Here is a 20286-nt window from a genome sequence, read left to right as displayed (position 1 = left end):
CGCGGCCTAACCTCACGGGCCGCGCCATGTCTTCTTTCCCCATCAGCCTTGCCACCCCCGTCACCTATCCGCGCACGCCGCCCCGCGAAGCGGAAATCGTGGTGATCGGTGGCGGGGTGATTGGTGTCTGCACCGCCCTGTTCCTTGCGCAGGCGGGAAAGCAGGTCACATTGCTTGAAAAGGGCCGCATCGCCGGGGAGCAGTCCAGCCGCAATTGGGGATGGATTCGCCAGCAGGGGCGCGACCCGGATGAATTGCCGATCATGGTGGAGGCGGCGCGGCTCTGGCGCGAACTGGCCCCGCAGTTGGACCGCGACATTGGTTTGCATCAGGGCGGTGTGACCTATCTCGCTGGGACCGAAGCGAAACTTCAGCGCTACGCCGATTGGCTGCCCCATGCGCAGGCGCATGGCGTGGACAGCCGCATGTTGGATGCTCAGCAAACCGCGGCTGCCTTCCCCGGATTGGCCAAAAGCTACGCAGGCGCGCTGACCACTCCATCCGATATGCGGGCCGAGCCTTGGGCCGCGGTGCCAGCCCTTGCGGCTTTGGCCACCAAAAACGGCGTGCGCATCATTGAGAACTGCGCTGTGCGCAAGCTCGACCTCGCCGCCGGGCGCATCGCGGGGGTGGTGACCGAAGCGGGGGCCATCAGGACCTCCGCCGTGGTGCTGGCGGGTGGCGCGTGGTCGGCGCTGTTTCTGCGCGCCCATGGGGTGCATCTGCCGCAACTGTCGGTGCGCGAATCCGTTCTGGCAACCAATGCGCTGCCAGAGGTCCACACGGGCGCTGCCGTCGACGCGGGGCTGGCCTTCCGCCGCCGCGCCGATGGCGGCTACACGCTGGCTCCGCAAAGCGCGCCGGACCTCTATGTCGGCCCCGACGCTTTCCGCGCGCTGCGCCACTATCTGCCACAACTGCGCGGCAACCCCTTGGGCCAACGCCTGCGCCTCTCTGCACCGCGCCATTTTCCCGATGCATGGTCGACCCGCCGCCGCTGGGCCGCCGACAGCATCAGCCCCTTTGAGGCGATGCGCATTCTTGACCCGTTGCCGGACCACCGAAAATTGCAAAAAGCGATCAAAGACTTCGCCACCCGCTACCCTGATCTGCCCCCCATCAGCGCCCGCGCCTCATGGGCCGGTATGATCGACGTGATGCCTGATATCGTGCCTGTGGTGGACCACTGCGCCCAGATTCCAGGGCTCACCATCGGCACCGGCATGTCCGGCCACGGTTTCGGCATCGGGCCGGGGATGGGGAAAGTGCTGGCGGCTCTGGTCATGGGCGATGCGCCGGGGCATGATCTGCGCAGATTCCGCGCCGACCGGTTTAGCGATGGTAGTCCCATCCGCCTCGGCCCGGCGCTCTGAGCGTATTTCATCAAAGGATTTTCCCATGCCGATCAAAAACCGCTTTGCCGAGACCCACGCCGAGATCACCGCATGGCGCCGCCATCTGCACCAGCACCCGGAGTTGATGTTCGACCTGCCCGAAACCTCGAAATTCGTCGAAGAGAAGCTGCGCAGCTTTGGCATCACAGACATCACCACCGGCATCGCGCAGACCGGCGTGGTCGCGGTGATCGAAGGGCAGAGCAACACATCAGGCCGCACCATCGGGTTGCGCGCCGATATGGACGCGCTGCCGATCCATGAGGCGACGGGGTTGCCGCATGCCTCCAAAACCCCCGGCAAAATGCACGCCTGCGGCCATGACGGGCACACCGCCATGCTCCTCGGCGCCGCGCAATATCTGGCTGAGACGCGCAACTTCGACGGCCGCGTGGTGCTGATCTTTCAACCCGCCGAAGAGGGTGGCGGTGGCGGCAATGTCATGGTCGAAGAAGGGCTGATGGACCGTTGGAACATCGACGAAGTCTACGGCATGCATAACATGCCCGGTCACCCCACAGGCCATTTCGCGATCCGCGAAGGCGCGCTTTTGGCCGCGGCGGATGAGTTCAACATCACGCTCACCGGGCAAGGCGGGCACGCTGCGGCCCCGCATGAGGCGATTGATACCAATCTCGCCGCCGCCCATGTGCTGATCGCGCTGCAATCCATCGCCAGCCGCAACACCGATCCATTGAAACAGGTCGTCGTCTCGGTCTGCACCCTGCGCAGCGACACCGACAGCCATAACGTGCTGCCGCATCAGGTACTTCTGCGCGGCACGGTGCGCACACTGGCCCCCGAGGTGCGCGATCTGGCCGAGCGCCGTTTGCATGACCTCACCCGCCTGACCGCCGAAGCGCATCAATGTACCGCAGAAATCGACTACCAGCGCGGCTATCCTATCACCAGCAACCACAGCGAACAGACCCGCTTTGCCGCCGACGCGGCAGATCAGATCACCCCCGGCACGATCCGCGACACCCCGCCGATTATGGCGGGTGAGGATTTCTCCTACATGCTCAACGCGCGGCCCGGTGCCTATATCATGATCGGCAACGGCGACGGGGCGACGGTACATCACCCCGAATATGACTTTGACGATGCTGCGATCCCGGCCGGATGCTCTTGGTTCGCGCAGGTGGTTGAGGACCGGCTGGCAAGGGCGTAAGCATGTCTCAGATAAATGCGCATGCATGAATTGCAGCGCCAGAACCTAACCCAGAGGATATCCCCCAATGCCTGTTAAGAACCGCTTTGCCGAACTGCACGACGACATCACCGCATGGCGCCGCGACCTGCATGAAAACCCCGAAATCCTGTTTGAGACGCACCGCACCTCGGGCATCGTGGCCGACAAGCTGCGCGCCTTTGGCTGTGATGAAGTTGTCGAAGGCATCGGCCGCACCGGTGTTGTCGGCGTGATCAAGGGCAAGTCCACGGACTCCGGCAAGGTTGTCGGCCTGCGCGCCGATATGGACGCGCTGCCGATCAATGAGCAAACCGGGTTGGACTATGCCTCCAAAACCCCTGACGCGATGCATGCTTGCGGCCATGACGGCCACACCGCGATGCTGCTCGGTGCCGCGCAATATCTGGCCGAGACCCGCAATTTCGACGGCACCGTCGTGGTGATCTTCCAGCCCGCCGAAGAAGGTGGCGGCGGGGGGCGTGAAATGTGCGAAGACGGGATGATGGACCGTTGGGGCATTCAGGAAGTTTACGGGATGCACAACTGGCCGGGAATGCCCACAGGGTCCTTCGGCATCCGTCCGGGCTCGTTCTTTGCGGCGACGGACCAGTTCGATATCACCTTTGAGGGCCGTGGCGGCCATGCGGCGAAACCGCATGAGACAATCGACACCACAGTGATGTCCGCGCAAGCGGTTCTGGCGCTGCAAACCATCACCGCGCGCAATGCCGACCCGGTGGAGCAGATCGTTGTGTCGGTTACTTCGTTCGAGACCTCTTCCAAAGCCTTTAACGTGATCCCGCAAAAGGTGCAGATCAAAGGCACCGTGCGCACCATGTCCTCTGACATGCGTAGCCTTGCCGAGAAACGCATCAATGAGATCTGCGCCGGCATTGCCGCGACTTTTGGCGGCACGGCGGATGTAACCTATCACCGCGGCTATCCGGTGATGGTGAACCACGAAGAGCAGACAGAGTTCGCGGCCGACGTGGCGCGCTCCATCTCGGGCGACTGTGTCGAAGCACCGCTTGTCATGGGTGGCGAGGATTTTGCCTTCATGCTCGAAGAGCGTCCGGGCGCCTATATTCTCGTCGGCAACGGCGACACGGCGGCGGTGCACCACCCGGAGTATAACTTCAACGACGAAGCGATCCCGGCTGGCTGTAGCTGGTGGGCGGGTATCGTTGAGCAGCGTATGCCTGCGGCTTAAACGCCCCGGCGAAATGATTGGCGCGCCCCCCTCGGGGGCGCGTTTTTCTTTGGATTATCCCCGGTCCCAGAGATCGCGGTACACGGCGTCGATCCCGTCAGCCTCAGCCCGCGCGCTGAAGAGACGCTCGGCCACATCACGTGCCGCTTGGGTAAGGGTGGTTTGATCTTCGCGCGTCAGCAGGGAAAGCGCGGCCTCTGCCGCCGCGTCCGGCGCTTCTTGGGGAACGACATGCCCCACACGGCCCCCGTCCGAGAAAGCCCCATAGTAGCCCGCATCGCTGCCGACGAAGGGCACGCCCGAAGCCAACGCTTCGAGCGGCACCATGCCGTAGCCTTCGTAACGCGGCAGTTGCACAACTAGGGACAAGGCGCGCATCAGTTTCGGCAGATCGGAGGCTGGGTATTCACCGATAAAGAGCAAACGATCCGCAAGTCCGGCGGCTTCGACCTGCGCTTTCAGCTTGGTGAGAAACGGCTCATGTTTGCCGCCTGCACGGCCCACCACCAGGGCAATAGCGCCGGGGCGCTGCGGTAGCAGGCGCAGCATTGCTTCCACGAAAAGGTCTGTGCCCTTCTCAGGCCGGATGCGCCCGACCGTGGCGATACCATGGGTGCCGCCGAACCCAAGCTGTTCCCAAGCCGCGGCGCGGTTCGTTGCGGGTGCAAAGAGGTCGGTATCGACCCCATGCGGCACCACGGCGCGGACATTGGGCACGAACTCCGCCGCGCGATCCGTCGTGGCAATCACCGCATCCATCTGCCGGATCAGCCAGCGTGGATAGGCCGAATGCAGCCGTTGCGCGGCGGAGGTAAAGACGATCTTGATCGGGGCCCGCCGTACGTCTCGCAACCAAATAGCACTGCGCATCTCGGGGTTGCGGCGCACATGCCAGATTGCAAAGGGCCGGTTCTCGGGCGGGTGGCTGCGGGTGATCCTTGAGGCCGCAGCGCGGGTGAGCGGGGTAGGACAGCCGGGCAGGGGCTGGCCGACCAACGCCAGATCATAACGCGCGACCTGTTGTCGGATCACATTGGCCGCCGTTGCCGAAACGCCGGTGAAATTGGGATTGTAGTTGGTGACAAAAAGCTCAGGCATCGCCTGACGTCCCCGTTAAGCGCAGCGCCGTGATCAGCCGCTCGGCGATACTATCAAGCTTATCGGTCTGCGCCTCGGCATAGGCTTTGGCTGAGGCCACCCCCTTGGCGCGGGCGATGTCATTACTCAGCAGATCGGCGACACGTTCCGCCAAATCCTGCGTACCTGCCACCAGACGCGCCGCCCCTGCGGCCTCCATCTCGGCATAGGTCTCGGCAAAATTAGCGACATGGGTGCCCGAAAGCACCATCGCACCAGCTTGGGCCACCTCATAGGGGTTGTGCCCCCCGATGGGATGCAGTGAACCGCCGAGGAAGACCACTTCGCTCAGCGCATACCATGTGCCAAGCTCGCCCAAAGTATCTGCCAGAAAGACCTGTTCGCCCGGCATGTCGCCTCGGGTCCGACGGGTGAAGTTCAGACCAGCACTGCCGATCAATTCAGCCACCTCATTGCCGCGCTCGGGGTGGCGGGGGGCGAGGATCAAGCAGAGGTCAGGGAAGCGTTCAAGCAACTGCCGGTGCGCTTCCAGAACGGATTTCTCCTCGCCCGGATGGGTGGAGGACGCGATCCAGACCGGGCGGTGCCCGAGTGCTGCGCGGGCCTCAAACAGTGCATCTTCGTCTTGCGGCAGCGGGCCAGCCATGGACTTGAGGTTGATCCCCCGCGCGACCCGGTCCGCAGGGGCGCTGATCGAGACCATCGCTTCGGCCATCGCGTCATTCTGCGTGAGGATCAGGTCGAACACCCCGAAGAGGTAGCGCGCCAGCGCAGGCTGTTTCTGCCAGCGCGCGATGGAACGCTGCGACAGCCGCGCGTTGATCAGCGCCATCGCCGTGCCGCGGGCGTGGGTCCGGCGTAGCATCTGCGGCCAAAGCTCGCTTTCCACAAAGAGCGCGGCATCGGGCTGCCAGTGGTTCAGGAAGCGTTTTAACGAGCCAGGAGCGTCCAGCGGTGCGAATTGGTGCTGCGTGCGCGGCGGCAAACGTTGGCCGACCAATCGGGCTGAGGTGGCGGTGCCTGAGGTGATGAGAAAATGCGCCTCGGGCAAGGCGCGGCCCATCCGGTCGATCAGGGCCAATACAGACAGGCTTTCGCCCACGGAGGCTGCGTGGAACCAGATCAACTTGCCCTTAGGGCGCGCAGCGCTGGCGTGGCCGAGTTTTTCATGTGCGCGATGCACTTCGACACCCGCCCGTCGCAGCTTGGCCACGGATTGCCGTGCGGCAAAGGGCAGCATGGCGGCGCTTGCCGCGACCCATGCCTGATAGAGGAACGGCGCGGCCACGGGCTCAGCCGCCCGTGTGGCTCATGTGGCGCGGCATCTGACCGTCGATGCGCTGGCGCGAATAGTCAAAGTCATGTCCCTTGGGTTTGCGGTCGATCGCCGCGCGGATGGCCTCTTGCAGCGGCAGATCGGTATCAGGGTATTCGCGTAGGGGCGCGCGCAGGTCAGCCACGTCTTCTTGACCCAGACACATGTAGATCTCGCCTGTGCAGGTCACCCGCACACGGTTGCAGCTTTCGCAAAAATTGTGGCTGAGCGGGGTGATAAAGCCGATCTTCTGGCCGGTTTCCTCCAACCGCACATAGCGGGCAGGGCCGCCGGTGCGCTCGGCCAGATCGGTGACGGTGTAATGCTCGGCATAACGCGCGCGGACGTCCTTTAGTGACCAGTATTGGCCAAAGCGGTCTTCGTTGCCCAAATCGCCCATCGGCATAACCTCGATCCAAGTCAGATCAATCCCACGCTCGGCGCACCATTCGGTAATGCGGGGCAGTTCCGGCTCGTTGAAGCCTTTGAGCGCCACGGCGTTGATCTTGATCTTCAACCCCGCCCGCTGCGCCGCGTCGATCCCGCGCAGCACCTGCGGCAGACGGCCCCAGCGGGTGATATCCGCAAATTTCTGTTCGTCCAGCGTGTCGAGCGAGACATTCACCCGCCGCACGCCAGCGGCGTAAAGATCATCGGCAAAACGCTCAAGCTGGCTGCCATTGGTGGTCAGGGTCAGTTCCTTAAGCGCGCCGCTGTCGAGATGCCGCTTCATCCCGTCGAAGAAGGTCATAATGCCGCGACGCACCAGCGGCTCACCCCCGGTGATGCGCAGCTTTTCCACGCCGAGGTTGATGAAGTTGCTGCAGAGGCGGTCCAACTCCTCCAGCGTCAGCAATTCCTTCTTGGGCAAGAAGGTCATGTTCTCCGACATGCAGTAGACGCAGCGAAAATCGCAGCGGTCTGTGACGGAGACGCGCAGATAAGTGATTGCGCGCATGAAGGGGTCAATGAGAGGTGCTGTCATGCCTCATAGGTAATGATCCGCCATGGCCGGGGCAAGCGCGATTTCGGCGATTGATTAGGGCGGGGGGCACCGCTAGGCTGAGGCAATGACACGCATTCTTTTCCCGCTTTTCGCCGCTGCCGCCCTATCGGGCTGTGGCAGTTTTGCTGACCGTCTGGGCCTCGGGGAAGACCGCCCTGATCCGGATGTATCCGCTGCAACGGAGGCCGCGGCGCCCGCGCCAAGTGTTGAGGCCTCGGCTACCCCGGTGCTGACCTCGGGCGCAAACAGCGCCGAGAGTTTGGACACGACCACGGCAGAGGAGCGTGAAGCCGCGACGAAGCCGCCGACGGCGGCTGGGGCTTCCTTGGGCGAAACAGTGGTCAGCTTGGGCAGCGCAACCGAGCCGGGGCTCTGGATCAAGACCCCGCTGGTCCAAAACGAGATGCCCGGACGGGTGACCAACCCGGCGAACGGAAAATCCGCGGCGGTGACCCTGATTCCGATCGAGGGGCCAGCGACAGCGGGCAGCCGGATGTCTTTGCCGGCACTGCGGCTTATCGGTGCCTCGCTGACGGATTTGACTACTGTTGAGGTTTCGGCGGCAGGCTGAGGGTAGAACGGGGGGCCAGCCCCCCCGACCCCCGAAGTATTTTGGGCCAAAAAGAATGGCAGTTAGGCTGCGCCGTCTGACTTCTTGAGCAGGCGCAGCGCCTCTTTGACGGAAAAGGGTTTCATCGCATCTCCGTGCGCCTCGATGAAGGTGCGGGTGCGGTCGGGGTCGTGTTTTGACAGGTCGCGCAGCCACCAGCCGATGGCCTTTTGGATGAACCAGCGCTGATCCGGCACAAGCGTCGCGGCCCAGCCGAGGATGCGGTCACGGGCGGCCAGCTCTTCGGGCTTGGGGTGGTTTTGCTTGGTCCAAGGCAGGGTTGAGACCAGCGCGGCCCGGCGGGTCCAGAGGTGGTCAGAAGCGAGCCATGTTTCGACCTCGTCGAGGCGGGTTGGGTCGGCGATCAGGCGTTTTTGCGCGGCCATGCTGGCGTGATCGGCGATGGCCCAGCTGTCAAAGTCAGGTGTCCAACTGGCGATCAGCGCCCACGCGGCTTGGTCGTCAGGGCGCAGGCGTGCTTGGGTAAGCAGTTTGGCCGCCGCGAGACGGGCCTCAAAGATGTCCGATTGCCAGAGAGCATCGGCCAGCGCCACGCGGCCGGGCACGTCCAATGCTTCGCGCCAGCTTTGGGCCAGTGCGTTGATTTGCGGGTTGGACAGGCCCAGATAGACACGCTCTGCTTTATGATAGCGGCGCATTTCCTCGCCGCGGGCAGGGTTGGCTTCGGCTTGCAGCGCGGCGAGCGCGTCTTCGGGGCTCATTCGACTGTGACCGATTTGGCGAGATTGCGGGGTTGGTCTACATCCGTGCCCTTGGCGACGGCGGTGTGATAGGCCAAAAGCTGCGCCGGGATCGCGTAGAGGATCGGGGCCAGCGCGTCGGGGACGGGGGGCATTTCGATGCTGAACCAGACGCCGTCGTTGGCTTCGGCTTGGCCTTTGGCGTCAGAGATCAATATCACTTTGCCTTTCCGAGCCATGACCTCTTGCATGTTGCTAACGGTTTTGTCGAAGAGCGCGTCGCGCGGGGCCATGACGACCACCGGCACGTTTTCGTCGATCAGCGCGATGGGGCCGTGTTTCAGTTCACCCGATGCATAAGCTTCGGCATGTATGTAGCTGATTTCTTTTAGTTTCAGCGCGCCTTCGAGGGCCAGCGGATACATCTGGCCGCGGCCTAAGAACAGCACATCGCGGGCATGGGACAGCTTTAGGGCCGCCGCGTGCATGGTGTCGTTTTTCTCAAGCGCATGGCTGATGGTGGCAGGCAGGCCGCGCAATCCGAAGATATGATCGGCCAGCGCCTCGGCGTCCAATGTGCCACGGGCGCGGGCGGCTTTGAGCACCATCATGTAGAGCACGACCAACTGGCAGGTGAAGGCTTTGGTCGAGGCCACGCCGACTTCGACACCCGCGTGGATCAGAAGGGCGATGTCGCTTTCGCGGGCGATGGAGCTTTCGGGCACGTTCACAACCGAGAGGATGCGTGCGGCCTTGCCTTCGCAATAGCGCAGGGCCGCGAGGGTGTCTGCGGTCTCGCCCGATTGGCTGACGAAGACGGCCAGCGTGCGCGGCGGGATGGGTGGTTCGCGATAGCGGAACTCCGAGGCGACGTCGACTTCGACGGGCAGGCGGGCGATCTGTTCGAACCAGTATTTCGCGGTCAGACAGGCATAGGACGCGGTGCCGCAGGCGACCATGATGATCCGGTCGAAATCGTTAAAATCGATGTCCTGATCGGACAGTTCAATGTCACCTTGTGGCGAGAGATATTTGCCGATGGCGGTGCCGATCACGGCGGGCTGTTCGGCGATTTCCTTGGCCATGAAGTGTTTGTGGCCCGCCTTGTCGATCCGGGTGCTGTCGATTTCGATGGTTTTGACGGCGCGGTTGGCGAGGGTGCCGTTTTGGTCCGTGATCTCAACCGACGTGCGGGTGATCACGGCGCAGTCGCCCTCTTCGAGGTAGGCGATCTTGTTGGTCAGCGGAGCCAGCGCAATGGCGTCACTGCCGACGAACATCTCGCCCTCGCCATAGCCGATCGCCAGTGGCGAGCCTTTACGGGCCGCGATCATCAGGTCGTCATGGCCGTCAAAGAGGAAGGCCAGTGCGAAGGCGCCTTCGAGCCGGGCGAGGGTCTGTTTGGCGGCGGTGACCGGGTCGGCGCCTTGGTTCATGTGGTGCTGGGTGAGCAGGGCGACGGTTTCGGTGTCGGTTTCGGTGACAAAGTTTGCGCCGTGTTCGGCCAGTTCGGCCCGCAATTCGCGGAAGTTTTCGATGATGCCGTTGTGCACGACGGCCACCGCGCCCGCTTGGTGGGGGTGGGCGTTGGTGACGGAGGGCGCGCCATGAGTGGCCCAGCGGGTGTGGCCGATGCCGGATTTGCCTGCCAGCGGATTGTGCACCAGCGTGTCTGACAAGTTCACCAGTTTGCCCACGGCGCGGCGGCGGTCGAGTTTGCCGTCGTTCAGTGTGGCGATACCGGCGCTGTCATAGCCGCGGTATTCGAGCCGCTTGAGGGATTCCACAAGGATCGGGGCAACTTCGTGGTTGCCCAATACGCCAACAATTCCACACATCTTAGCTGCCCCTCTGCATTTTGGCTTTTTTTGCTTTCAACATGTCGCGTAACTTGCGCGCCATGCCTGGTTTTTCCACCTGCGGTGCGCGTGACAGCGCCAGCGCGTCGGGATCGACATCCGAGGTGATGACCGAGCCGCTGCCTGTCATCGCGCCCTCGCCGATGGACACTGGCGCCACCAACATTGTGTTCGAGCCGATAAAGGTGTTTGCCCCAATATGGGTGTGGTGTTTCATCACGCCATCGTAGTTGCAGGTGATTGTGCCCGCGCCAATGTTGCTGCGCGCCCCGACGGTGGCGTCTCCGATGTAGCTTAGGTGGTTGACCTTGGCCCCTTCGGCGATCTGGGCGTTTTTCACCTCGACAAAATTGCCGATGCGCACGTCTTCGGCCAGTTCCGCGCCGGGGCGGAGGCGGGCGTAGGGGCCCACGATGCCGCCGCGTGAGACGTGGCAGCCTTCGAGATGCGAGAAAGCGCGGATGGTGGAGCCGGATTCGACAGTGACATTGGGGCCGAAGACGACGTTTGGCTCCACCACCGTGTCGCGGCCAATATAGGTGTCGCGGGACAGGAAGACGGTTTCGGGCGCGATCAAGGTCACGCCGTCTTCCATCAGCAGATCGCGGGCGCGGGATTGGAAGGCAGCCTCGGCGCGGGCCAGATCGGCGCGGGAGTTGACGCCCATGGTCTCGGCCTCGGCGCAGGTCACCACGGTGGCGCTGCGGCCCTCGGCGCGGGCGAGGCCGATGATGTCGGTGAGGTAGTATTCCTCGGAGGCGTTGCCGTTGCCGACCTTGTCGATCAGGTCGAACAGCAGGTCCGATTTGCAGGCGACCACGCCGGAGTTGCACAGGGTGATGGCGCGTTCTGCTTCGCTGGCATCCTTGAACTCGACGATGCGTTCCAGCGTGTCGCCTTGCATCACCAGTCGGCCATAGCGGGCGGGGTCTGCGGCTTCAAAGCCTAGCACGACGACGTCATGGGTGCTGAGCGCCTCTTGCATCTTTTCCAAGGTGTCGGGCTGCACGAAGGGCGTGTCGCCGTAGAGCACCAGTGCCATGCCGTCGAAACCTTCGAGCGCCGGACGCGCTTGTGCCACGGCATGGGCGGTGCCGAGTTGCTCGGTCTGCTCGACCACCTGCGCGTCTTCGTCAAAGGCTGTCGCGGCGGCGCGCACCTGATCGGCGCCGTGGCCTGCGACCACGACGGTATGGCGGGGTGCCAGCGTGGCGCCTGCGGCCATTGCGTGCTCCAGCATCGGGGCGGAAGCGACGCGGTGCAGTACCTTTGGCAGGTCCGAGTTCATCCGTGTCCCCTTGCCTGCGGCGAGGATGATCAGTGCAGTTTCCATGTAAATCTCTTTGTCCTTCAGCTTGCATTCTCTTTACGCGCTTCGCACAAAGGCGCAAGGCCACCGCCCATCAAACTAGGTTGCGGTCTGCAACACGAACGCATCATGCAGGGCGGGGTTCCGCCAAGGGAGTAATCAGTGAAAACTGTTGTTTTTGATCTCGACGGCACCCTGGCCGATACGTCTGGCGATTTGATTGCGGCCGCCAACGCCTGTTTTCGCGACATGGGCGCGGGCGATGTGCTGGTTCATGCTGAGGATGCGGGCACCGCGCTGCGCGGCGGGCGGGCGATGCTGACGCTGGGGATGCAACGTTTGGGCAGGGCCGAGGACGCCGAGACCATCGACCGCTATTACCCGATGCTGCTCGACGCCTACAAACGCGAGATTGACACCCACACCATCATGTATCCCGGCGCGATGGAGGCGGTCGCGGCGCTTAAGGCCGCAGGCTACTGCGTAGCGATCTGCACCAATAAGCCCGAGGCGCTGGCCGAGTTGCTGCTGACCAAGCTGGGCGTGCGCGAGGCGTTTGGCGCGATGTTGGGGGCGGATACTTTGGCTGTGCGGAAACCTGACCCGGAGCATCTGTTTGAAACCGCGCGCCGTGCCGGGGGCGATCCGGCGCAATGTGTGTTGATCGGCGACACCGATACCGACCGCAAGACTGCCCGTGCGGCGGGGGTGCCCTGCGTGCTGGTCACCTTTGGCCCCGGCGGTGGCGACATGGCCGCGCTGGAGCCCGAAGCGCTGTTGGATGATTTCGCCGACCTGCCGCGCGTTGTGGAGCGGCTTATCGGCAAGGTTGCCTGATGGACGAATGCTTCACCGGCAGTTTCACCCAACAAGAGCCGATCCCCGAAGAGGCGATCGAGGCTGCGGTGGCGGTGATGCGCAGCGGACGGTTGCACCGCTATAACACCGCGCCGGGTGAAGTGGCCGAAGTGGTGCTGCTGGAGCAGGAATTCGCGGCTCTGATGGGGGTGAAATACTGCCTCGCGGTGGCTTCGGGCGGCTATGCGATGTCCACGGCGCTGCGGGCGGTGGGGGTGAAGCCGGGCGATAGGGTGCTGACCAATGCCTTCACGCTGGCCCCGGTGCCGGGGGCGATTGCGTCACTCGGCGCGGTGCCGGTCTTTGTCGGGGTGACGGAGCAGCTAGTCATCGACCTTGATGATCTTGCGGCGAAGGCGGATCAGGCGGACGTGCTACTGCTTAGCCACATGCGCGGGCATCTGGCGGATATGGATGCGCTGATGGCGCTTTGTGACGCGCACGGCATCACGGTGATCGAGGATTGCGCCCATACGATGGGGGCGGCGTGGAACGGCAAAGCCTCGGGGACGCAGGGCAAGGTCGGCTGTTTCTCTTGTCAGACCTACAAGCATATCAATTCGGGCGAGGGTGGTTTGCTGATCACCGACGACGCTGACGTCGCAGCACGGGCGATTATGCTGTCGGGGTCCTATATGCTCTATGACCGCCATGAGGCAGCACCCGGACCGGAGACCTTTGAGACGATCCGCTATGAGACGCCCAATATCTCGGGCCGCATGGACAATCTGCGCGCCGCAGTGCTGCGCCCGCAGTTGCGCAGGTTGCCAGAGCAGGTGGCACGGTGGAATGAACGCTACCGGGTGATTGAAGCTGGGCTGCGCGACACGCCGGGGCTGACGGTCATTGATCGGTCAGAGGCCGAGAGCATCGTCGGCTCATCCATCCAATTCCTGCTGAAAGGATGGTCCGCAGAGGCGGTGGGAGAGGTCGTCAGCCGCTGCGCTGCACGGGGCGTGGAGCTAAAGTGGTTCGGGGGGGCGGAGCCGAAGGGTTTTACCAGCCGCTACGACACTTGGCGCTATGTGAAGGCCGAAAATATGCCCGCCAGCGATGCGGTGCTGGCGGGGCTGATGGACATGCGGGTGCCGCTGACCTTTAGCCTAGACGACTGCGCCTTGATCGCGCGGATCATCCGGGCTGAGGTCAGCGCGGTCTTTCAAGCGGGCTGGACTTAGAACCGTATCGTGCCGTGGTCGCCCACATCCGGCTTCACACCTGTCAACTGTGCTTTGCCAATCTCATAGAAGAACTTGAACCCGCCGTCGGTGGCCCAAACCTCGGCTTCGGTTAGGTCGAAGCGGATCAACTGCACATCGGGGTCTTGCTTGCCATCTTCGAACCACGCGCCCGCGATGGCGTTCCAGATTTTGTCGAGTTCGGTCGGGTTGGTCACCGCCGAGACATGCCCATCAATCCGCGCCCAGAGGGATTCGTCCTTGCTGGCGATGAGATACTGCGCCTCAGAGCGGCCCTCTGCGGATTTTGCCAGATCGGTTTGCTTGGCGGTGATAAACCACAGCACGGCAGAGCGGTCGTCTTCGTCGATATAGTGGGTCATCGGGATCGCTGGGGCGGTCTTGGTCATCAACATCCCGGCGCGGGTGTCGTCCATCCGGTCCCAGAACTCTTTCTTCAGATCATCGCTCATTTTGGTCTCGCTTTGTTGTAAGGTCAGTTGCAAAGCCAACCCCCGGCATAGCAGCGTGGTTCCGCGTGACGCCGCGTGCTGATGCTTGACGCATCGCGGACAGGACGGTAGGTAATGAACAAGCGTTCAATAAATCGGGGGAGAAGTCGTGTTTAACGCAAGTATGCAGTTCGATCTGGGTGAAGACGTTGGCGCGCTGCGCGACATGGTGCACCGCTGGGCGCAGGAGCGCGTCAAGCCAATGGCCGCCGAGATCGACACCAAAAACGATTTTCCGGCCGAGCTTTGGACCGAGATGGGCGAGCTGGGCCTTCTGGGCATGACCGTCGAGGAAGAATACGGCGGGTCCGGCATGGGCTATGTCGCGCATACCGTCGCGGTGGAAGAGATCGCCCGCGCCAGTGCCTCGGTGTCGCTGTCCTATGGCGCGCATTCCAACCTTTGCGTTAACCAGATCAAGCTGAACGGCACCCCCGAGCAAAAGGCACAGTATCTGCCGAAACTCTGCTCCGGTGAGCATGTCGGCGCGCTGGCGATGTCGGAGGCGGGTGCGGGCAGTGACGTGGTGAGCATGAAGCTGCACGCCGAAAAGCGGAACGATCATTTCCGCCTGAACGGCAACAAATATTGGATCACCAATGGTCCCGACGCCGAGACACTGGTCGTCTATGCCAAGACCGACCCCGAGGCGGGCTCCAAAGGCATCACTGCCTTTCTGATCGAAAAGTCGATGAAGGGTTTCACCACCTCAAACCACTTCGACAAGCTGGGCATGCGCGGCTCCAACACCGCCGAGCTGATCTTTGACAATTGCGAAGTGCCCTTTGAGAACATCCTCGGCGAAGAGGGCAAAGGCGTGCGGGTGCTGATGTCCGGCCTCGACTATGAGCGTGTGGTGCTGGCGGGCATTGGCCTTGGCATCATGGCCGCCTGTCTGGACGAGATCATGCCCTATATGGCCGAGCGCAAACAGTTCGGCCAGCGCATCGGGGACTTCCAGCTGATGCAGGGCAAGATGGCGGATATGTACACCGCGATGAACTCGGCGCGGGCCTATGTCTATAGCGTGGCGCAGGCTTGTGATCGGGGCGATGTGACCCGTCAGGACGCGGCGGCTTGCTGTCTTTATGCCTCCGAGCAAGCCATGGTGCAGGCGCATCAATCGGTGCAGGCCATGGGCGGCGCGGGCTATCTGAGCGACAACCCGGTGGGCCGTATCTTCCGTGACGCCAAGCTGATGGAAATCGGTGCCGGCACCTCGGAAATTCGCCGCATGCTGGTGGGCCGCGAAATGATGGGGGCCATGTGATGCGCGCGCCGCTTCTGGCTCTCGCGCTTCTGGCCGGGCCGGCGGCGGCGGAGGACATCACCTATTCCAACAATGCGACGGCGACTTGCCTCGCCGGGGCTGAAGAGTTCGCCGACAAGCGCGCGTGCATTGGCCTGTCGGCAAACCTCTGTATGGATGCGCCGGGTGGCTATTCGACCTATGGCATGGGCGGCTGTCTGGACGGTGAGTTGACCTTCTGGGACAGCTTGCTGAACGAAAACTACCGCGCACGGATGGTCCAAGCGAAGTCGGCGGATGAAGACGCCGCCATGTACCAGCCCGAACTCCCCAAACAGGCCGAGGCCTTACGTGACATGCAGCGCGCGTGGATTACGTTCCGCGATGCCGCCTGTGACTACGAGCGTAGCCAATGGGGCGGTGGCACCGGCGGCGGGCCAGCGACGCTAATGTGTCTCATGCGGATGACGGGCGAGCAGGCCTTGCTTCTTGGGTCGACTTACTAGGCGCGCCCCCTGCGGCGCAGGGACGGAACGGAGGAACCGGGATGGAGAGTCTGATCGAAATGGAAACCGAAGGCGGTGTGCTGCATGGCGCGCTGCCTTGGCTGATCGAGATTTTTGAGATCTTGGCAGCGGTGATCGATATTGCTGCCATCCTGCTGCTGCTGATCGGTGCCGCGCGTTTCCTGACCGGTGTCGTGATCGCCGAAGTCGGCAAAAGCGGCCCGGAACGGGTCAGGCGCACCAACCGCGAGCGGATCGAACTGGGGCGCTACATCCTTGCGGGGCTTGAGCTTTTCATCGTCTCTGATGTGATCCACACCGCGATCAGCCTGCGCTTTGCCGATCTGATGTTCCTGCTCCTGCTGGTCATCATCCGCTCTATCACCTCCTATTTCCTTGATCGGGAGTTGGAGCAACTGAAGAAGGAACTTGGCGATGACTGATTTTTCCGACCTCAAGGCGCTCTACGTAAATTGCTCGCTGAAAAAAAAACCCGGCGACAGCCACACGCAACTGCTGCTCAACGCCAGCGCGGGGATCATGCAGGCGCAGGGGGTGGGCGTGGAACACCTCTATCTGCTGGACCACCAAGTGCCGCCGGGCGTCTATCCGGACATGACCGAGCACGGCTGGGACCGCGACGACTGGCCCGCGATCTGGGAAAAGGTGCTGGCCGCAGACATCCTGATCATCGGCACGCCGCTGTGGCTGGGCGAGGAAAGCAGCGTTTGTCGGGTCTTGATCGAGCGGCTCTATGCCATGTCGGGCAAACTCAACGACAAGGGCCAATCGGTGTTTTACGGCAAGGTCGGCGGCTCTGTGGTGACAGGCAATGAGGACGGCATCAAGCACGTTGCCATGACCACCGGTTTTGCGATGAACCACCTTGGTTACACCATCCCGCCACAGGCCGATTGCGGCTGGATCGGCGAGGCGGGGCCGGGGCCGTCTTATGGTGATGACGTGGACGGCAAGCGCGCAGGATTCGACAATGAATTCACGCAGCGCAACACCACGATCATGACGTGGAACGCGATGCATCTGGCGCGAATGTTGAAAGCAGCGGGCGGCTATCCGCAAGAGGGCAATGACCGCAACGCATGGGATGCCGGTGCGCGGTTTGATTTTGAGAACCCGGAGTACCGAAGCTGATATGAAATCTGACGATTGGAGCATCTGGCAGGGCAATATGGCCGCGCAATGTTTGGCGCAGCCCGAGGACGCCTTGGCGATCATTGACCTGACCGGGGAGGCCCGCCGCGATGTGACATATGGCGATCTGGCCAAGCGGGCCGATGGTCTGGCGCGGGCGCTTCTGGCCGAGGTGCGCCCCGGCGACCGGGTGGGTGTCTTGCTCAGCCAGTCGCCTTGGTGTGCAGCCGCGCATCTGGCGATCTGGAAGGTCGGCGCGATCTCGGTGCCTCTGTTCAAACTGTTTAAACACGATGCGCTGGCGAGCCGGATCAATGACGCTGGCTGTGCGATTGTGCTGACCGATGCCGAGGGCGCGGATCTGCTGGGCGATCTGGCGACACCTTGGATCGCGTCCGAGGTCGGCATCGCGGGCGCTTCGGTCGAGTTTGCCGAGGTCGGCCCCGAAGACCCCGCCGTGCTGATCTACACCTCTGGCACCACCGGCACCCCCAAGGGCGCGCTCCACGGGCATCGGGTGCTCTCGGGCCATTTGCCGGGGGTTTCGGTGAGCCACGACCATCTGGGCCAGACCGGCGATTGCCTCTGGACCCCGGCGGATTGGGCTTGGATCGGCGGGCTTTTCGATGTGGCGATGCCCGCGTTGGCGCTTGGTGTGCCGGTCGTAGCGGCGCGAATGCCCAAGTTCACCGTCGAAGGCTGCGCCGATGTGATCGCGTGCGGCGATGTGCGCAATGTCTTCTTCCCGCCGACTGCGCTGCGGATGCTGAAAGCGGCGGATGTGTCGCTGCCGGGCCTGCGTTCCGTGGCCAGCGGCGGCGAGCCTCTGGGCGCCGAGATGCTGGCTTGGGGTCGCAAGGCTTTTGGCTTGGAGATCAACGAGTTCTACGGCCAGACCGAGTGCAATATGGTCGCCTCAAGCTGCGGCGTCGATTTCCCCGCGCAGCCCGGCTGCATTGGCAAGCCGGTGCCCGGGTTCGACTTGGCAGTGCTGAACGCTGACGGCCAGCCCACCGACGCCGAAGGCGACGTGGCGGTGCGCAAAGGTGCGCCGTCGATGATGCTGCGCTACTGGAACCGGCCCGAGGAGACTGCGGCGAAGTTCCATGGCGACTGGCTGCTGACCGGTGATCGGGGCATCTGGGAGGGCGACTATCTGCGCTTTGTGGGCCGGGAGGATGACGTGATCACCTCAGCGGGCTACCGCATCGGCCCGGCGGAGATTGAGGACTGCCTGCTGACGCACAGTGCCGTCGCGACCTGCGGCGTGGTGGGCAAGCCGGACGCGCTGCGCACCGAGATCGTCAAAGCCTATGTTGTGCTGAAACCCGGCGCCAAAGCCACGGCGAAAAACTTGCAAGATTGGGTCAAGGAGCGGCTCGCCAGCTATTCCTACCCCCGTGAAATCGCATTCGTGGAGGACCTGCCGATGACCGTCACCGGCAAGGTGATCCGCAAAGAGTTAAAGCGTCTGGCGGCGCAAGAGAATGAGGACGTAACATGAAACTGACATCCCAAGCCCTGCCATCCTCGGATGCCTATAAGGCGAACGAGATGGCGCATCTGAAAGCGCTCAGCGAGGTCCGCGAGGCAGCCGAGGCCGCAGCGCTCGGTGGCGGCGAGAAGTCCCGCGCCCGGCACGAGAGCCGGGGCAAAATGCTGCCGCGTGAGCGTGTGGCCAATCTGCTCGATCCCGGCAGCCCGTTTCTGGAAATCGGGGCCACGGCGGCGCATGGGCTCTACGGTGGGGCCGCACCCTGTGCGGGCGTGATCGCGGGCATTGGCCGGGTGCAGGGCCATGAGGTCATGGTGGTCTGCAACGACGCCACCGTGAAGGGCGGCACTTATTACCCGATGACGGTGAAAAAACACCTGCGCGCCCAAGAGATTGCCGAGGCGAACCATCTTTCCTGCATCTATCTTGTCGACTCGGGTGGGGCCAACCTGCCGAACCAAGACGAGGTCTTCCCCGACCGCGACCACTTTGGTGCGATTTTCTATAATCAAGCGCGGATGAGCGCCAAGGGCATCGCGCAGATTGCCGTCGTGATGGGGTCTTGCACCGCGGGCGGTGCCTATGTGCCCGCGATGTCGGATGTGACCATTATCGTCAAAGAGCAGGGCACGATCTTCCTCGCGGGGCCGCCATTGGTGAAGGCCGCGACGGGGGAGGTGGTCAGCGCCGAAGACCTCGGCGGCGGCGATGTGCATACGCGGCTCTCAGGTGTGGCGGATTATTTGGCCGAGGATGACGCCCATGCGCTGGCGTTGGCGCGCCGTGCCGTGGGGCATCTCAACAAGACCAAACCCGCCACCGTCGACTGGGCCAGCCCCGAAGAGCCCGCTTATGACCCCGACGAGATGCTGGGCGTGGTGCCTGCCGATCTGCGCACACCCTACGACATCCGCGAGGTGATCATGCGCTTGGTCGATGGCAGCCGCTTTGACGAGTTCAAGCCGCGCTTTGGCGAGACACTGGTGACCGGCTTTGCTCATGTCAAAGGCTGCCCCATCGGCATCATCGCCAACAACGGCGTGCTGTTTTCCGAAGCCGCCCAGAAGGGTGCGCATTTTGTCGAGCTTTGCAGCCAGCGCAACATCCCATTGGTTTTCCTGCAAAACATCACCGGCTTCATGGTCGGCCGCAAATACGAAAACGAGGGCATCGCGCGCCATGGGGCCAAGATGGTGACGGCGGTGGCGACCACCAATGTGCCCAAGATCACCATGCTGGTCGGCGGCTCCTTTGGCGCGGGCAACTACGGCATGTCGGGCCGGGCCTATCGTCCGCGCTTCCTGTGGTCTTGGCCGAACAGCCGGATTTCCGTCATGGGCGGCGCGCAGGCGGCAGGCGTGCTTGCCACCGTCAAACGCGACGCGATTGAGCGGGCCGGGGATACTTGGACCGAGGAAGAAGAGACCGCCTTCAAACAACCGACGATTGATATGTTCGAGGAGCAGAGCCACCCGCTTTATGCCTCGGCGCGGCTGTGGGACGACGGTATCATCGATCCGCGCAAGAGCCGCGATGTGCTCTATCTGAGCCTCACGGCCAGTTTGAATGCGCCGATTGAACCGACAAAATTTGGATTGTTCCGGATGTGATCGGGGCGCGGTTTCGGGGGGCCAGCCCCCCG

19 protein-coding genes are annotated in these 20286 nt (G+C 63.1%); 12 read left to right on the top strand and 7 right to left on the bottom strand.

All coding sequences use genetic code 11. The features are described from left to right. The first annotated feature begins 26 nt into the window (after nucleotides 1-26). The 3 genes from BLS57_RS04040 to BLS57_RS04030 all read left to right on the top strand — a co-directional run bounded on the left by BLS57_RS04040 (nucleotide 27) and on the right by BLS57_RS04030 (nucleotide 3796). Nucleotides 27-1373 carry an NAD(P)/FAD-dependent oxidoreductase gene (locus BLS57_RS04040; RefSeq protein WP_093739463.1) on the top strand — a complete coding sequence of 449 codons (1347 nt, stop codon included), beginning with the start codon at nucleotides 27-29 and terminating at the stop codon, nucleotides 1371-1373. Between the two features lie 25 nt (nucleotides 1374-1398). Continuing rightward, nucleotides 1399-2565, top strand: a complete 1167-nt coding sequence (locus BLS57_RS04035) for a M20 aminoacylase family protein (protein WP_093739461.1) — start codon at nucleotides 1399-1401, stop codon at nucleotides 2563-2565. 67 nt (nucleotides 2566-2632) lie between these two features. Then, nucleotides 2633-3796, top strand: a complete 1164-nt coding sequence (locus BLS57_RS04030; protein ID WP_093739459.1) for a M20 aminoacylase family protein — start codon at nucleotides 2633-2635, stop codon at nucleotides 3794-3796. 54 nt (nucleotides 3797-3850) lie between these two features. Here the strand turns inward: BLS57_RS04030 and BLS57_RS04025 are convergent, their stop codons facing one another. Genes BLS57_RS04025 through moaA form a run of 3 tightly spaced genes read right to left on the bottom strand, consistent with a single transcriptional unit; the run spans nucleotide 3851 to nucleotide 7194 of the window. Further along, nucleotides 3851-4894: a glycosyltransferase family 4 protein gene (locus tag BLS57_RS04025; protein ID WP_093739457.1), complete on the bottom strand. Its 1044-nt coding sequence runs from the start codon at nucleotides 4892-4894 to the stop codon at nucleotides 3851-3853. After that, the gene (locus tag BLS57_RS04020; protein WP_093739455.1) at nucleotides 4887-6182 is read right to left on the bottom strand and encodes a 3-deoxy-D-manno-octulosonic acid transferase; all 1296 of its coding nucleotides are present in this window, start codon (nucleotides 6180-6182) and stop codon (nucleotides 4887-4889) included. The genes BLS57_RS04025 and BLS57_RS04020 overlap by 8 nt, the downstream gene beginning before the upstream one ends. A 4-nt stretch (nucleotides 6183-6186) precedes the next feature. After that, on the bottom strand, nucleotides 6187-7194 hold the full coding sequence (gene moaA / locus BLS57_RS04015; protein WP_093739453.1) for a GTP 3',8-cyclase MoaA: 1008 nt from the start codon (nucleotides 7192-7194) through the stop codon (nucleotides 6187-6189). A gap of 85 nt (nucleotides 7195-7279) precedes the next feature. On the opposite strand from moaA, the gene BLS57_RS04010 reads away from it, so the two are divergent. Then, nucleotides 7280-7786: a hypothetical protein gene (locus BLS57_RS04010; protein ID WP_093739451.1), complete on the top strand. Its 507-nt coding sequence runs from the start codon at nucleotides 7280-7282 to the stop codon at nucleotides 7784-7786. A gap of 62 nt (nucleotides 7787-7848) precedes the next feature. Here the strand turns inward: BLS57_RS04010 and BLS57_RS04005 are convergent, their stop codons facing one another. From BLS57_RS04005 to glmU, 3 genes are read right to left on the bottom strand one after another with little or no spacing between them, the layout of a single operon-like run. Continuing rightward, nucleotides 7849-8547: a DNA alkylation repair protein gene (locus tag BLS57_RS04005; protein WP_093739449.1), complete on the bottom strand. Its 699-nt coding sequence runs from the start codon at nucleotides 8545-8547 to the stop codon at nucleotides 7849-7851. Then, nucleotides 8544-10364, bottom strand: a complete 1821-nt coding sequence (gene glmS, locus BLS57_RS04000; protein ID WP_093739447.1) for a glutamine--fructose-6-phosphate transaminase (isomerizing) — start codon at nucleotides 10362-10364, stop codon at nucleotides 8544-8546. Before glmS ends, BLS57_RS04005 begins: the two co-directional genes overlap by 4 nt. A gap of 1 nt (nucleotide 10365) precedes the next feature. Then, nucleotides 10366-11718, bottom strand: a complete 1353-nt coding sequence (glmU, locus tag BLS57_RS03995) for a bifunctional UDP-N-acetylglucosamine diphosphorylase/glucosamine-1-phosphate N-acetyltransferase GlmU (protein WP_093739445.1) — start codon at nucleotides 11716-11718, stop codon at nucleotides 10366-10368. 138 nt (nucleotides 11719-11856) lie between these two features. On the opposite strand from glmU, the gene BLS57_RS03990 reads away from it, so the two are divergent. Beyond that, a complete protein-coding gene (locus BLS57_RS03990) occupies nucleotides 11857-12531 on the top strand; it encodes an HAD-IA family hydrolase (RefSeq protein ID WP_093739443.1) in 675 nt (224 codons plus the stop codon). After that, nucleotides 12531-13730 carry a DegT/DnrJ/EryC1/StrS family aminotransferase gene (locus tag BLS57_RS03985; RefSeq protein WP_093739441.1) on the top strand — a complete coding sequence of 400 codons (1200 nt, stop codon included), beginning with the start codon at nucleotides 12531-12533 and terminating at the stop codon, nucleotides 13728-13730. The genes BLS57_RS03990 and BLS57_RS03985 overlap by 1 nt, the downstream gene beginning before the upstream one ends. Here BLS57_RS03985 and BLS57_RS03980 read toward each other — a convergent pair. Beyond that, nucleotides 13727-14203, bottom strand: coding sequence for a pyridoxamine 5'-phosphate oxidase family protein (locus BLS57_RS03980; protein WP_093739439.1), 477 nt, complete (start codon nucleotides 14201-14203; stop codon nucleotides 13727-13729). The two genes, BLS57_RS03985 and BLS57_RS03980, sit on opposite strands and share 4 nt — an antisense overlap. Before the next feature lie 148 nt (nucleotides 14204-14351). Here BLS57_RS03980 and BLS57_RS03975 point away from each other — a divergent pair, with 148 nt between their 5' ends. Genes BLS57_RS03975 through BLS57_RS03950 form a run of 6 tightly spaced genes read left to right on the top strand, consistent with a single transcriptional unit; the run spans nucleotide 14352 to nucleotide 20254 of the window. Next, nucleotides 14352-15512: an isovaleryl-CoA dehydrogenase gene (locus BLS57_RS03975; RefSeq protein ID WP_093739437.1), complete on the top strand. Its 1161-nt coding sequence runs from the start codon at nucleotides 14352-14354 to the stop codon at nucleotides 15510-15512. After that, complete coding sequence (locus BLS57_RS03970; RefSeq protein ID WP_093739435.1) at nucleotides 15512-15997, top strand: lysozyme inhibitor LprI family protein; 486 nt, start codon at nucleotides 15512-15514, stop codon at nucleotides 15995-15997. Before BLS57_RS03975 ends, BLS57_RS03970 begins: the two co-directional genes overlap by 1 nt. A 41-nt stretch (nucleotides 15998-16038) precedes the next feature. Next, nucleotides 16039-16440, top strand: coding sequence for a DUF1622 domain-containing protein (locus tag BLS57_RS03965; protein WP_093739433.1), 402 nt, complete (start codon nucleotides 16039-16041; stop codon nucleotides 16438-16440). Then, the gene (locus BLS57_RS03960; RefSeq protein ID WP_093739431.1) at nucleotides 16433-17149 is read left to right on the top strand and encodes a flavodoxin family protein; all 717 of its coding nucleotides are present in this window, start codon (nucleotides 16433-16435) and stop codon (nucleotides 17147-17149) included. The genes BLS57_RS03965 and BLS57_RS03960 overlap by 8 nt, the downstream gene beginning before the upstream one ends. 1 nt (nucleotide 17150) lies before the next feature. After that, nucleotides 17151-18653 carry an AMP-binding protein gene (locus BLS57_RS03955; RefSeq protein ID WP_093739429.1) on the top strand — a complete coding sequence of 501 codons (1503 nt, stop codon included), beginning with the start codon at nucleotides 17151-17153 and terminating at the stop codon, nucleotides 18651-18653. Continuing rightward, nucleotides 18650-20254, top strand: a complete 1605-nt coding sequence (locus BLS57_RS03950; RefSeq protein ID WP_093739427.1) for a carboxyl transferase domain-containing protein — start codon at nucleotides 18650-18652, stop codon at nucleotides 20252-20254. The genes BLS57_RS03955 and BLS57_RS03950 overlap by 4 nt, the downstream gene beginning before the upstream one ends. The last annotated feature ends 32 nt before the right edge of the window (nucleotides 20255-20286 follow it).

Source organism: Sulfitobacter delicatus, assembly GCF_900102535.1.
Lineage (GTDB): Bacteria > Pseudomonadota > Alphaproteobacteria > Rhodobacterales > Rhodobacteraceae > Sulfitobacter > Sulfitobacter delicatus.
The sequence above is the reverse complement of the archived record's forward strand: the minus strand, read 5'-3'. Positions and strand labels throughout refer to the sequence as shown.

Bases quoted from the DNA above. Each gene is read 5' to 3' on its own strand.
- BLS57_RS04040 (WP_093739463.1), top strand. From the start codon at position 27: ATGTCTTCTTTCCCCATCAGCCTTGCCACCCCCGTCACCTATCCGCGC.
- BLS57_RS04035 (WP_093739461.1), top strand. From the start codon at position 1,399: ATGCCGATCAAAAACCGCTTTGCCGAGACCCACGCCGAGATCACCGCA.
- BLS57_RS04030 (WP_093739459.1), top strand. From the start codon at position 2,633: ATGCCTGTTAAGAACCGCTTTGCCGAACTGCACGACGACATCACCGCA.
- BLS57_RS04025 (WP_093739457.1), bottom strand. From the start codon at position 4,894: ATGCCTGAGCTTTTTGTCACCAACTACAATCCCAATTTCACCGGCGTT.
- moaA (WP_093739453.1), bottom strand. From the start codon at position 7,194: ATGACAGCACCTCTCATTGACCCCTTCATGCGCGCAATCACTTATCTG.
- BLS57_RS04010 (WP_093739451.1), top strand. From the start codon at position 7,280: ATGACACGCATTCTTTTCCCGCTTTTCGCCGCTGCCGCCCTATCGGGC.
- BLS57_RS04005 (WP_093739449.1), bottom strand. From the start codon at position 8,547: ATGAGCCCCGAAGACGCGCTCGCCGCGCTGCAAGCCGAAGCCAACCCT.
- glmS (WP_093739447.1), bottom strand. From the start codon at position 10,364: ATGTGTGGAATTGTTGGCGTATTGGGCAACCACGAAGTTGCCCCGATC.
- glmU (WP_093739445.1), bottom strand. From the start codon at position 11,718: ATGGAAACTGCACTGATCATCCTCGCCGCAGGCAAGGGGACACGGATG.
- BLS57_RS03985 (WP_093739441.1), top strand. From the start codon at position 12,531: ATGGACGAATGCTTCACCGGCAGTTTCACCCAACAAGAGCCGATCCCC.
- BLS57_RS03980 (WP_093739439.1), bottom strand. From the start codon at position 14,203: ATGAGCGATGATCTGAAGAAAGAGTTCTGGGACCGGATGGACGACACC.
- BLS57_RS03970 (WP_093739435.1), top strand. From the start codon at position 15,512: ATGCGCGCGCCGCTTCTGGCTCTCGCGCTTCTGGCCGGGCCGGCGGCG.
- BLS57_RS03965 (WP_093739433.1), top strand. From the start codon at position 16,039: ATGGAGAGTCTGATCGAAATGGAAACCGAAGGCGGTGTGCTGCATGGC.
- BLS57_RS03960 (WP_093739431.1), top strand. From the start codon at position 16,433: ATGACTGATTTTTCCGACCTCAAGGCGCTCTACGTAAATTGCTCGCTG.
- BLS57_RS03955 (WP_093739429.1), top strand. From the start codon at position 17,151: ATGAAATCTGACGATTGGAGCATCTGGCAGGGCAATATGGCCGCGCAA.
- BLS57_RS03950 (WP_093739427.1), top strand. From the start codon at position 18,650: ATGAAACTGACATCCCAAGCCCTGCCATCCTCGGATGCCTATAAGGCG.